Here is an 11,652-nt window from a genome sequence, read left to right on the forward strand (position 1 = left end):
TGCCGGGTGATTCCGGTGTGACCGTGGTGACTGTTACTGGCATGGCTTGTTTTTCTGCCCTGCCAGGCTGCGGGCGCATTGGGCGCCCGGCATTCCCTGCGCCCTCCTTTTGGAAGGGCAGGACGTTTCCAGCAAAACTTCGCGCAGGCATGCGGCGAGATCGAGAAATCGTGTCTGCAGTTGGAGCGGGGAGTGAGCGATAGCTTGCTAATCAAACAGGCTCGACACCGACTCTTCCGACGCGGTGCGGCCGATGGCTTCGCCGATCAGGGATGCGAGGGACAGCGTACGGATATTGGCGGCGTTGCGGACCGCTTCGGTCGGCAGGATCGAGTCGGTGATCACCAGTTCCTTCAGCTTCGAACCGGCGATGCGGGCGGCGGCGCCGCCGGACAGCACGCCATGGCTTATATAGGCGTAGACTTCCTTGGCGCCGTTGGCGAGCAGCGCGTCGGCGGCGTTGACCAGCGTGCCGCCGGAATCGACGATGTCGTCGACCAGGATGCAGGTGTAGCCGGCGCAATCGCCGATCACGTTCATGACTTCGGATTCGCCGGCACGTTCGCGCCGCTTGTCGATGATCGCCAGCGGGGTATTGATGCGCTTGGCGAGGCCGCGCGCGCGCACCACACCGCCGACATCGGGCGACACCACCAGCACATTGCCGAGGTCGAAGCGTTCCTTGATGTCGCGCACCATCACCGGCGAAGCGAACAGATTGTCTGTCGGAATATCGAAGAAACCCTGGATTTGCGCGGCGTGCAGGTCGAGCGTCATGACGCGGTCGACGCCGGCATGGGTGATCATGTTGGCGACCAGCTTGGCGGAAATCGGCGCGCGCGAACCGACCTTGCGGTCCTGCCGGGCGTAACCGAAATAGGGGATCACCGCGGTGATGCGGCGCGCCGACGAGCGGCGCATGGCATCGGTGATGATCAGCAATTCCATCAGATGGTCGTTGGCCGGAAACGACGTCGACTGGATGATGAACGCGTCCGAGCCACGCACGTTCTCGAGGATCTCGACGAAAATCTCGTTGTCGGCAAAGCGGCGGACGCTGGCCTTGGCCAGCGGCAGGTTCAGCCATTCGGCGATGGCCTGCGCCAAGGCGGGATTGGAGTTGCCGGCGACGAGCTTGATGGAGCCGTTCTTGGCCGACATCGAGGCCTCTCTCCGCGCCTTGCCGGATACGACGTTCAGCATATCGGAATACCCACGGAACCGGCGCGTTTCGATGAGCGAGGTGATATCAAGGAGGTGGTCCCGCTGGCAACCCGTCGCGTCGGGTTTTCCTGCGCAAAATCAGCGTCCCAAAGCCGATTATCGTTAATGGCCGCTGTAGCTGAGGGCGCTCACGCGGAAGGCTTCCGCAGCGGGCGAGGGCTGCCCGGCATCTGCGACCGCCGGGCCGCGAAGACCCTGTCCGGACCCGGGTTGTCCGTCCGCCGGGCCGGTTCCGTTGACCATGGCGCTGAGGCCGCTCAACCCGGCCTGGGCGATTTTTCGCAGCACCATATCGTCGGCGGCAGCCCAGGCGTCGCGGCCGGCCTTGCCGGCCGGTTCCTCGCCGGAAAGCCGCAGCGCGCGCTGCTGGTTGCCGTCATAGACGTCCCAGACCCATGCGATAGTGGTACGGCCGCGGCTGACCTCGGCGGCGAGATAGCTTCGCACCCGGTACGAAGCCGCCCCTTCGCGCGACACGATCTGCAGGTTGCGAAGCTTCGATTCGCTGTCGAGCACGCTCACCATGCGGTCGAACACCTGCGGAGGCGGGCCGTCGATCGATTCGAAGGCCACGGTGGCGCCGCTGCCGGCCTGGGTGAACGAGCTGAGACCGGGTCCGCCGGCGCAGCCGCCCAGTGCGCAGGCGATCGCCAGCAGCGACACCACGCATGCACGGCGCGTCACGGTTCCGATAGCCCGGAACGGGGGTATCATGGTGTCCCTCATCGCCCCGACCGATATCGTTAATTTGCGTTAAGGTCTAGGGATGCCAAGGGTTGCCAAGGGTTGCCAAGGGTTGCGAAGGCTGATGACACGCCGCCAAAGATGGCCAAACGGAGGATTTTTCGGTCAAGCGGCGGGCGTCTCGCCGCGCAGAATCTGTGCGAAGACGGCCATGTCGATGTTGCCGCCGGACAGGACCAGGCCGACGCGCTTGCCGGCATAGCGGTTCTTCTCCTTGAGCAGCGCCGCCAGCGGAGCGGCGCCTGCGCCCTCGGCCAGATTGTGGGTGGTGGCGTAGTAGATGCGGATGGCCTCGGCGATATCGGCCTCGCTGACCGCCACCACGCGTGCGGCGCCGGCGGCGATGATCTCGAACGCCTCGGGCTGCGGGTCGCGGCATGCCATGCCATCGGCAAAGGTCCGCGCCGAATTGGACGGGATGGGACGGCCGGCCTCGAACGAGTGCGCGAACGCCGGCGCGTTCTCGGCGACGACGCCGACGATCTCGGTCTTGAGCCCGAGCAGATCGCGCACCGTGATCAGGCCGCAGATCCCCGAACCCATGCCGATCGGCACGTAGACAACGTCGAGATCGGGGCACGTCGTGAACAGCTCATAAGCGTAGGTCGCAACGCCCTTGACGAGTTCGCGGTGAAACGACGGCACGAAATGATAGCCGCGCTGCTGCTGGATTTCCGCCGCGATGACGCGGCTTTCGTCGAAGTCCTTGCCGGCCGTCACCAATTGGCCGCCGAACGCCTCCATCGCGGCGTTCTTTTCGCTCGAATTGCCCTCGGGGACCACGATGATCGACGGAATGCCGCTGCGCGCCGCGGCGATAGCGACGGACTGGCCGTGGTTACCGCGCGTGGCGGTGACCAGCCCCTTAGGCAAGCGGCCGTCACGGCGCAAGGCATCCAGATAGGCCAGCGGGCCGCGGGCCTTGAACGATCCGGTCGGGGTGTGGTTCTCGTGCTTGACGATGATCTCGGCGCCGGTTCTTTTGGCGAGCAGCGGCCATGCATAAGCGGGCGTCGGCGGCACGAAGGGGCGAACCGTCGCCACGGTGGCCTCAAGCTCGTCAAGCGTAAACAGCGGCATGTCTCTTCCTTCGCGATCGATCCCGGCTTTATAGCGCGGCCAGGCTACGCGCGCTCCAGCGCGATGGCATGAACATGCCGGCCGTAGTCCGGCTCCTTGCGATGCACCGAGCGGCGGTAGCTGTAGAAGCGCTCATCGGCATAGGTATCGACGCCGATGTCGTCGATCATCAGGACGCCGGCATTTTCGAGCCGCGTTCGGATGAAGCCTGCAAGGTCGAACATCGCATGCCCCTGGCGTGCCGAGGGAATGAAGAACAAGGCGTTCTCCGCATCGGCCTCCACGAAGCGCTCGACGAATTCGCCGCCCACTTCATAAGAGTGCTGGCGGATCAGGGGACCGATGGCGGCGACGATGCCGGCGCGCTCGGCGCCGAGTTTTTCCATTGCTTCCACGGTGGATTCCACGATGCCCGACAGCGCTCCCTTCCACCCCGCATGCGCAGCGCCAATCACCCGCGCGTTGGGGTCGGCCAGCAATATCGGCCCGCAGTCGGCCGCTGTGACGCCGATCGAAAGGCCCTCGACACGGGTGACGATGGCGTCGGCGCGCGGCCGCGACGTGCCCGGCCACGGTCCGGTCGCCACCACGGCATCGGGCGAATGGAGCTGGTGCACGCTGAGAAAATTCGCCGGCGCGACGCCCATCCGCTCGGCCATCCGCCGGCGATTTTCCGCGACATGGGCGGGATCGTCGTCCGAGCCAAGGCCGCCATTGAGGCCGGCATAGATGCCATTGGAGACGCCGCCATCGCGCGTGAAGAAGGCATGGCGCAAGCCGGGAACGGCCGAGAGCAGTGGCGATCCCAGCGTCATCGCGCCTCCACTCCGGCGGCCGGCTCAACATCGCTCAGCCCCGCCAGCGAGGTGAGGTTGGGTTCCGAGATCGCGAGCACCTTGAACATCGAGCCCATGCCGCCACGGCCGCCGCCGATCAGCCGTTTCAGCGCGCCGGAAATATCTTCGGAAACCTCAGGCGAGGCCTTCGCCATCAGGGTGGCGGCGCGGGTTTCGATGCCGAGCCGTTTGAGAAACTCGCCCTGCGGTATCGGGCCATGAACGCGCGCCCCCAGATCCTCGGCGGCGCGCACCAGCGCCTGGAAGTCGACATGTGCGGTGACGTCGGCCTGTCCCGGGTTTTTCAGGGGATCGGTGAAGCTGTGGCGGGCGATGGCCTGGAAGGTGTCGCCGGCGTCGCTGCGCAAGTGGCCGTAGTCGATGATCAGCGCCGCGCCGTCCTGATCGCGCACCCGCGTCGCGATCTTCATGATCTCGGCGTCGGGCCGCCATTCGAACACCGCGCCGACCGGGGCGGCGCGCACCAGCGGCGGCAGCAGCACCTCGAAGCGCGGCACAGGCTCGGCGGCGGCGCCGAACGCAAGTCTGCCGTTGTCGTCGATCTCGACGGTACGCTCGTGCCAGCCGGTCTCGCGCTTGACCATCTGGTGGATCGGCAGCACGTCGAAATATTCATTGGCGAAAATAACGGAGGGACCGTCCGGCACGTCGTCGATGCTGCTGTGCCAGGCAATGTTGCGCACGCCGGACAAGGTGGATTTCTGCTTATCGCGCAGCACCGGGTTGATCTCGACCAGATGGATGCTCAGCGACTGGTACAGCGGCGGCAACACCCGCAGCGCCCGCAGCGCGTCCGCCATCATGGTGCCGCGGCCGGGTCCGAGTTCGATCAGCCGCAGCAGAGACGGCGAGCCGATCGACTTCCATACCGAGGCCGCCCACAACCCCAGCAATTCGCCGAACATCTGGCTGACTTCGGGCGCGGTGGTGAAATCGCCTTCGCGCCCCAGCGGATCGCGCGCGACATAATAGCCGTGCTGCGGATGGGTCAGGCACAATTCCATGTAACGCCAGACCGGCATCGGCCCGGACGACTGGATCAGCTTCTTGAGCTCGGCCTGGAGCGGTGAATATTCGGTCACGGGTCGCCTTGAACTCAGTTCGGTCTTTGTTGAGGCGGCTGGCGGCGCCATGCCACCACAATAAGCACCGCTCCTGCAATGATCATCGGCACCGACAGCAGCATACCCATGGTCAGCCCGCCCCACAAAAATCCAAGCTGCGGGTCGGGCTCCCGGAAGAACTCGCCGATGATACGCGCAAGGCCGTAGATCGCGATGAAGCTGCCGAGGATCAGGCCCGGCCGCTTCAGGGCGCCCATCCGGATCATCACCGCCAGGATGGTAAACAGCACGATTCCCTCGAGCGCCGCCTCGTAGAGCTGGCTGGGATGGCGCGGCAGCGGTCCGCCATTGGGAAACACCATCGCCCAGGGCACGCTGGAGTCCGCCGGGCGACCCCACAGCTCGCTGTTGATGAAATTGGCGAGGCGGCCGAGAAACAATCCGATCGGCCCGACCGCCGTGGTGATATCGCCCAGCGACAGGATCGGCAGGTCGTTCTTGCGGCAGAACAGAATCACCGCCGCGACGCAGCCGAGGAAGCCGCCATGAAACGACATGCCGCCCTTCCACAATTCGAAGATCTCGGCGGGATGCTGGATAAAGAACGGCAGATTGTAGAACAGCACGTAGCCGGTCCGGCCGCCGAGGATGATCCCGACCGTAACCCACAGGATGAAGTCGTCGAACTGCAGCAGCGTGACCGGCGCCGGTCCGCCCCACAATCCGGTGCTCTTGATCAGCGCGCGGGCGTAAATCCATCCCAACACGATTCCGCCGATATAGGCCAGCGCATACCAGCGGATCGCGATTGGCCCGATCGAAACCGCGATCGGGTCGAACACCGGAAAGGCAATGGTGAGAAACGGCATCGTGCTCGTGGTCTAGGATGCGAGGTTGCGGCGATAAAGCGCCAGCAGCCGCTCCCAATGCCGTTCGGCGGCATCGCGATGATAGACCGGCCGTTTCGGAAACGCGAAGCCGTGATGGGTGCCGGGATAGATCTCGACTTCCGCGTTGGCACCCTTCATCGAAGCGGCGATCTTGTCGATGATTTCCTGCGGCGCGTAGATGTCGGTCTCGGCGCAGCCGAAATACAGTTCGGCCTTGGTCTTGCTCGCGGCCAGGTGCGGGCTGTCCGGCTGGTCGGTGGCCAGGTGCGTTCCATAGATCGAGGCGGCGGCCTTGACCCGGTCCGGAAAATGCGTGGCCGCGTTGACGGCATAGCGTCCGCTCATGCAGTAGCCGACAGTGCCGACAATCTTCGCATTCGCCGCCGGCTGGGTGTCGGCATAGGCGAGCAGGGCCTTGGTGTCCTCCATCACCATCGGGATGTTGATCGAGTTCATGAAGCCGAACATCCGCTTGCGCTCGGGCGCTTCCGGGTCCGGCGGTATCGGTGCAAGTTCCATGACGCCGGAGCGGTAATACATGTTGGGCAGCATCACGTAGTAGCCCGAGGTGCCCAGCCGGCGCGCCATGTCGCGCAGTTCCTCGCGGATCGCCGGCGCATCCATGTAGAAGATGATGACGGGAAACGGACCGCCGCGTTCGGGATGGGTAATGAAGGTAGTGGTATGGCCATCCCTGGTCGGAATTTCGATCTGCTGGTCGATCATGGCGTTTCTTTCGTTGCTCGGTTTTTTGGCCCAAGTAACCGATACGATTGCAAGGAAACCAGGACATGACAAGGCGACTTGCCGATGAAGCGCTAACATCGGCCTTGAATGGCGGCCAACGGATCGCCATTGTCTTGAGCTATCGACCCATTCGCAGCCGATCGGAGATTGAGCGATGACCCAGACCAGCAACCGGTTTTTCGACGAGATCGGACGCCTGATGAACGACGCCGCGGGCGCCGCCCAGGGCGTCAAGCGCGAGGTCGATACGGTGGTCCGCAATCAGGCCGAAAAAATCCTGCGCGACCTCGACGTCGTCAAGCGCGAGGAGTTCGAGGCGGTCAAGGAGATGGCGCGGCTGGCGCGCGAGGAAAACGAAGCGCTCAAGGCGCGTATCGCGGTGCTGGAAGCCAAGCTCGGCATTTCCGCCTCGGCACCATGAAGATGGATGGGTGAGGCGTTTTACCTTCCCCTCCAGGGAGGGTAGAAAAATCCCCGCATTTCCTTGTCATTTCCAGCCTTTGGGGCTAGAACGCCGCCACGTCCGCAGCCCCCGCACCCCTGGAGGCTTGCTGCGGCGGCAACCGGGCCGCGATGCGGCCTTTAACTTTTAGAAAACAAGGACTTACGCAGATGGCGACCGTCAAGGAATTGAAGGCGACCGCGCGTCCGGCAGGCGGCAAGGGGGCCGCACGGGCAGAGCGTCGCGCCGGGAGAGTGCCCGGAGTGATCTATGGCAACAACCAGCCCCCCCTGACCATCTCGGTCGACGACGCCGAATTGCGCCAGCGCATCCTGGCCGGCCGGTTTCTCACCACGATTTACGACATCGACGTCGAGGGCCAGAAGCACCGCGTGATCCCGCGCGACTTCCATCTCGATGCGGTGCGCGATTTTCCGCTCCATGTCGATTTCATGCGGCTCGGCGAAGGCGCGACCATCCGCGTCAGCGTGCCCCTGCACGTCCAGAACTCGGAAGCCGCCCCCGGCGTCAAGCGCGGCGGCACCGTCAACATCGTCACCCACACCATCGATCTGGTGTGCTCGGTCGACAACATTCCGCAATATGTCGAGGCCGATGTCAGCGGTCTGGAGATCAGCCACTCGCTGCATCTGTCCGACATCAAGCTGCCCGACGGCGTGAAGTCGTTGTCGCGCGAAGACGTGACGCTGGTGACCATCGTGCCGCCGTCCGGCTACGCCGAAGAAATGAAAGCGGCTGCGGCTGCTGCCGCCGCGGCTGCCAGTCCGGCGGCTGCCGCGGCTGTTCCCGGTGCGGCTGCCGCTGCTCCGGCGGCAGGCGGCGCTGCCGCCGCTGCGCCTGCAGCGGGTGCGGCCGCTCCTGCGGCGGGTGCGAAGGCGCCCGCGGCCGGCGCCAAAGCGCCCGCCGGCGGTGGCGACAAGAAGAAGTAACAGAGCGCGGGATGCCGCGTCATGCGACTCTTTGTTGGCCTTGGCAATCCCGGCGCGAAATACGCGCATAACCGGCACAATATCGGTTTCGCGGTGGTCGATGAAATTGCGCGGCGTCATGGTTTCGCACCGTGGCGCCGCCGCTTTCAGGGCGAGACCGCGGAAGGCACGCTCGATCATGAGCGGGTGGTATTGCTTCGCCCGATGACTTTCATGAACGAATCCGGGCGCGCGGTTCAGGAAGCCGCCAGTTTCTTCAAGCTCTCCGCCGGCGAGATCACCGTGTTTCAGGATGAGCTCGAACTGCCGCCCGCCAAGGTGCGCGTCAAGGTCGGCGGCGGCATTGCCGGTCACAACGGCCTGCGTTCGATCTCTTCGCATATCGGCAATGACTATCGCCGGGTGCGGCTGGGAATCGGCCATCCCGGCGTCAAGGAACTGGTGCACGGTTACGTGCTGTCCGATTTCACCAAGGACGATCGCCCGTGGGTCGAGGCGTTGCGCGAGGCGATCGCCGACAATGCCGGGCTGCTCGTCACCAACCGCGATTCCACGTTTCAGAACAAGGTGCATCTGGCGATGCAGGCCAAGGGATTTCTTGACAAGGACGATGACGGCGATGCGTGACGCTACGCCGGTCGCGACGAACGGACTTCAGGACACATCATGGGATTCAAATGCGGTATCGTCGGGTTGCCCAATGTCGGCAAATCGACGCTGTTCAATGCGCTGACCGAAACCGCGGCGGCGCAGGCGGCGAATTATCCGTTCTGCACCATCGAGCCGAATGTCGGTGAGGTCGCGGTGCCCGATCCGCGGCTGGACAAGCTTGCCGAGATCGGCAAGTCGGCCCAGATCATCCCGACCCGGCTGACCTTTCTCGATATCGCGGGGCTGGTGCGCGGCGCATCGAAAGGCGAGGGTCTCGGCAACCAGTTTCTCGCCACCATCCGCGAGGTCGACGCGATCGCGCATGTGGTGAGATGTTTCGAGGATTCCGACATCACCCATGTCGAAGGCAAGATCGCGCCACTGGCCGATATCGAGACCATCGAGACCGAACTGATGCTGGCCGATCTCGACAGCCTGGAAAAGCGCGTCGACAACCTCGCCAAGAAAGCCAAGGGCAACGACAAGGATGCCAAGGAGCAGCTTGATCTGGTCAACCGCGCGCTGGTGCTATTGCGCGAAGGCAAACCGGCGCGGTTTCTCGAGCGCAAGCCCGAGGAAGAGCGCGCGTTCGGCATGCTCGGCCTGCTGACCTCGAAACCCGTGCTCTATGTCTGTAATGTCGAGGAGGGCTCGGCCGCGGACGGCAACGAGTTCTCGAAGGCGGTTGCCGATTACGCCAAGAAGGAAGGCGCGGTTGCGGTGGCGATCTCCGCCAAGATCGAATCGGAAATCGCGACCCTGTCACGCGAGGAGCGTACCGAGTTTCTCGACACGCTCGGCCTTGCGGAAGCCGGTCTCGACCGGCTGATCCGCGCCGGCTACCAATTGCTCGACCTCATTACCTATTTCACCGTGGGCCCGAAGGAGGCGCGGGCCTGGACCATCAAACGTGGCACCAAGGCGCCGGCTGCGGCCGGCGTCATTCATACCGATTTCGAGAAGGGTTTCATTCGCGCCGAAACCATCGCCTATGCCGACTACGTCGCATTCGGCGGCGAAGCCGGCGCCCGCGACGCCGGCAAGCTGCGGCTCGAAGGCAAGGAGTATGTCGTCGCCGACGGCGACGTGATGCATTTCCGGTTTAATACCTAATGCCCCGAACCCTGGTCGCGGATGGCGCCGAGGTGCTCGTTGATACGAAATACGATCAGGATGAATTCCGCCGCGATCCGCGAAAAGATCACGCCGACGACCACGCTGGCGATCGAGGACAAGAGCAGGAGGAAGCCGCCGAACGGGCTGATCGCCATCGCGGCCAGTCCGGAGAAAATGCCTGAAATGCCGAACAGCCCGATCAGCGCGATGACCAGCCAGTAAAAGGTCTTGATGATGGTGGGAGTGATAAAGCGGTCCCACTGAAACAGATCCCCAAATTCAAACATCGGTCGTTCTCCCGGCGGGTCGAATATGAGTTGCGTCTAAACTGAATGCTTGCAGCACAGGGCCTAGCTCCGAATGCCGTTCCGGGCAAGTCGGGAACAAACACGAGCCCTGCGGGCGCGCCGGTTGAGATTGCCATAAATAACGGCCACAATCGGGCTTCCTTCCGGCAATCCCCATCATGACCCTCACCTTCGAAGATTTTCCGCCCGGCCATTTCGGCAGCTTCGGCCCGCGCCATGTCACGCGCGAGGAGATGCTGGCGTTCGCCGCCGAATACGATCCGCAGCCGATGCACCTCGACGAGGAAGCGGCGCAGCGCTCGATGCTGAAGGGCCTGTCCGGTTCGGGCTGGCATCTGTGCTCGATCATGATGCGGATGATGTTCGACGGCTATATCGGCCGCACCGCGTCGCTGGGCTCGCCCGGCGTCAACGAATTGCGCTGGCTGGCGCCGCTTCGCCCCGATGACGAACTCATGCTTGACATCGATGTAATAGAGGCCAGGATTTCGCGCAGCCGTCCCGCGACCGGGATCGTGACTTTCAAGGCCGTCGCCCGCAACGCGGCAGGGCAAGCCTTGTGCGAGATGGTTTCGCCGATCATCGTGCAGCGGCGCGCGGCCGTCGCGGAGCAGGCGGGCTGATGCGTTTCTTCGAGGACATCAAGGTCGGTATGCGGCGCGAGGTGGGATCGTTCACCTTCACCGCCGATGCCATCAAGAAATTCGCGAGGCAGTTCGATCCGCAGCGCTTTCATCTCGACGAGGAAGAGGGACGCAAATCGCTGTTCGGCGGGCTGGCGGCCTCGGGCTGGCATGTCGGATCGGTCTGCATGAAGCTGATGGTGGCCGACGGCCAGCGCCTGGCGAAGGAGGCTTTGGCGCGCGGCGAGAACATCGCGGTGTGGGGGCCGTCGCCGGGATTTCGCGAATTGCGCTGGATCAAGCCGGTGCTGGCCGGCGATACCATCAGCTTTGCCACCGAGGTCGAAACCCTGCGGTCATCCGAGAAGCGCCCGGAATGGGGCATCCTGCAGGCCCGCAACACCGGCACCAACCAGCGCGGCGATTTGGTGTTTTCATATCTGGCGACGGCCTTCGTGCCGCGGCGCAACGCCGGCGCATGAAACGCGCCGTTGCTTTCGCGCTAACGCATTTTGAACCTTGTGCCTGTCATAGTGATTTCGGGGACAGATCGCAGGGGACGACCATGGCAGACCGCAGCGGCTTGAGATTTGTGGGCTTTATCTTCGCAACCGTGACGCTGGCGGTGATGCTGACCGCCGTGATGGTGGTGAAAAGCTATGCCGACGGCGTCTATTCGTTCGATCGCGCGGCGCTCGCCAGCCGCTAGGTCAGGGTTTGCTAACCATGGCAGCCGAATCGCCCGGAAAATTTCGCGAAAAATCAGCGGCTCCAGACCAGCGCCAGCGCCACCACGGCCAGTGCCAGCAGGCCGACAAACCGGATCATGATGGTCCCCATTCCCGGCGGTGAATTCCGCAGTGGGATCGGATCGGTGTTATTTGGCCGGATGCTTTGAATGAAGATGGGTCCCAAATTCGCCGCCGGGTGACGGCGCCTGCTGTTGGTCGCAGCGG

Annotated in this window: 16 protein-coding genes; 7 read left to right on the forward strand and 9 right to left on the reverse strand. The window is 63.9% G+C overall.

The genetic code is table 11. The features are described 5' to 3' along the window. Positions 1 to 207: 207 nt before the first annotated feature. The 7 genes from E7813_RS06210 to E7813_RS06240 form a co-directional block, all read right to left on the reverse strand. Positions 208 to 1,161, reverse strand: a complete 954-nt coding sequence (locus tag E7813_RS06210; protein ID WP_291571953.1) for a ribose-phosphate pyrophosphokinase — start codon at positions 1,159 to 1,161, stop codon at positions 208 to 210. A gap of 165 nt (positions 1,162 to 1,326) precedes the next feature. After that, complete coding sequence (locus tag E7813_RS06215; RefSeq protein WP_291571925.1) at positions 1,327 to 1,908, reverse strand: hypothetical protein; 582 nt, start codon at positions 1,906 to 1,908, stop codon at positions 1,327 to 1,329. 165 nt (positions 1,909 to 2,073) lie between these two features. After that, a complete protein-coding gene (locus E7813_RS06220) occupies positions 2,074 to 3,048 on the reverse strand; it encodes a threonine dehydratase (protein ID WP_291571927.1) in 975 nt (324 codons plus the stop codon). A 44-nt stretch (positions 3,049 to 3,092) separates the two neighbouring features. Then, the gene (pgeF, locus tag E7813_RS06225) at positions 3,093 to 3,863 is read right to left on the reverse strand and encodes a peptidoglycan editing factor PgeF (RefSeq protein ID WP_291571929.1); all 771 of its coding nucleotides are present in this window, start codon (positions 3,861 to 3,863) and stop codon (positions 3,093 to 3,095) included. Next, positions 3,860 to 4,987, reverse strand: coding sequence for an SAM-dependent methyltransferase (locus tag E7813_RS06230; protein WP_291571930.1), 1,128 nt, complete (start codon positions 4,985 to 4,987; stop codon positions 3,860 to 3,862). The genes pgeF and E7813_RS06230 overlap by 4 nt, the downstream gene beginning before the upstream one ends. 14 nt (positions 4,988 to 5,001) lie before the next feature. Next, on the reverse strand, positions 5,002 to 5,838 hold the full coding sequence (lgt, locus tag E7813_RS06235; RefSeq protein ID WP_291571932.1) for a prolipoprotein diacylglyceryl transferase: 837 nt from the start codon (positions 5,836 to 5,838) through the stop codon (positions 5,002 to 5,004). Between the two features lie 12 nt (positions 5,839 to 5,850). Further along, positions 5,851 to 6,585 carry a dienelactone hydrolase family protein gene (locus tag E7813_RS06240; RefSeq protein ID WP_291571934.1) on the reverse strand — a complete coding sequence of 245 codons (735 nt, stop codon included), beginning with the start codon at positions 6,583 to 6,585 and terminating at the stop codon, positions 5,851 to 5,853. Between the two features lie 175 nt (positions 6,586 to 6,760). On the opposite strand from E7813_RS06240, the gene E7813_RS06245 reads away from it, so the two are divergent. From E7813_RS06245 to ychF, 4 genes are all read left to right on the forward strand, one after another. After that, positions 6,761 to 7,027 (forward strand): accessory factor UbiK family protein, encoded by a 267-nt coding sequence (locus tag E7813_RS06245; protein WP_291571935.1) that lies wholly within the window; start codon positions 6,761 to 6,763, stop codon positions 7,025 to 7,027. A gap of 191 nt (positions 7,028 to 7,218) precedes the next feature. Then, the gene (locus tag E7813_RS06250; RefSeq protein ID WP_291571937.1) at positions 7,219 to 7,998 is read left to right on the forward strand and encodes a 50S ribosomal protein L25/general stress protein Ctc; all 780 of its coding nucleotides are present in this window, start codon (positions 7,219 to 7,221) and stop codon (positions 7,996 to 7,998) included. Between the two features lie 21 nt (positions 7,999 to 8,019). Beyond that, positions 8,020 to 8,625, forward strand: coding sequence for an aminoacyl-tRNA hydrolase (gene pth / locus E7813_RS06255; protein ID WP_291571939.1), 606 nt, complete (start codon positions 8,020 to 8,022; stop codon positions 8,623 to 8,625). A 39-nt stretch (positions 8,626 to 8,664) separates the two neighbouring features. Beyond that, positions 8,665 to 9,762: a redox-regulated ATPase YchF gene (ychF, locus tag E7813_RS06260; RefSeq protein ID WP_291571941.1), complete on the forward strand. Its 1,098-nt coding sequence runs from the start codon at positions 8,665 to 8,667 to the stop codon at positions 9,760 to 9,762. Here ychF and E7813_RS06265 read toward each other — a convergent pair. Then, positions 9,759 to 10,052, reverse strand: coding sequence for a DUF4282 domain-containing protein (locus E7813_RS06265; protein WP_291571943.1), 294 nt, complete (start codon positions 10,050 to 10,052; stop codon positions 9,759 to 9,761). The genes ychF and E7813_RS06265 overlap by 4 nt on opposite strands. A 179-nt stretch (positions 10,053 to 10,231) precedes the next feature. Here E7813_RS06265 and E7813_RS06270 point away from each other — a divergent pair, with 179 nt between their 5' ends. From E7813_RS06270 to E7813_RS06280, 3 genes are all read left to right on the forward strand, one after another. After that, positions 10,232 to 10,696: a MaoC family dehydratase gene (locus E7813_RS06270; protein WP_291571945.1), complete on the forward strand. Its 465-nt coding sequence runs from the start codon at positions 10,232 to 10,234 to the stop codon at positions 10,694 to 10,696. Next, positions 10,696 to 11,178, forward strand: coding sequence for a MaoC family dehydratase (locus E7813_RS06275; protein ID WP_291571947.1), 483 nt, complete (start codon positions 10,696 to 10,698; stop codon positions 11,176 to 11,178). The genes E7813_RS06270 and E7813_RS06275 overlap by 1 nt, the downstream gene beginning before the upstream one ends. A gap of 83 nt (positions 11,179 to 11,261) precedes the next feature. Then, the gene (locus E7813_RS06280; protein ID WP_291571949.1) at positions 11,262 to 11,405 is read left to right on the forward strand and encodes a hypothetical protein; all 144 of its coding nucleotides are present in this window, start codon (positions 11,262 to 11,264) and stop codon (positions 11,403 to 11,405) included. Positions 11,406 to 11,458: 53 nt separating this feature from the next. Here the strand turns inward: E7813_RS06280 and E7813_RS06285 are convergent. Next, the coding region (locus E7813_RS06285; RefSeq protein WP_291571951.1) for a hypothetical protein at positions 11,459 to 11,652 on the reverse strand (194 nt) is incomplete at its 5' end.

This window comes from Bradyrhizobium sp. (assembly GCF_004799405.1).
GTDB lineage: Bacteria > Pseudomonadota > Alphaproteobacteria > Rhizobiales > Xanthobacteraceae > Bradyrhizobium.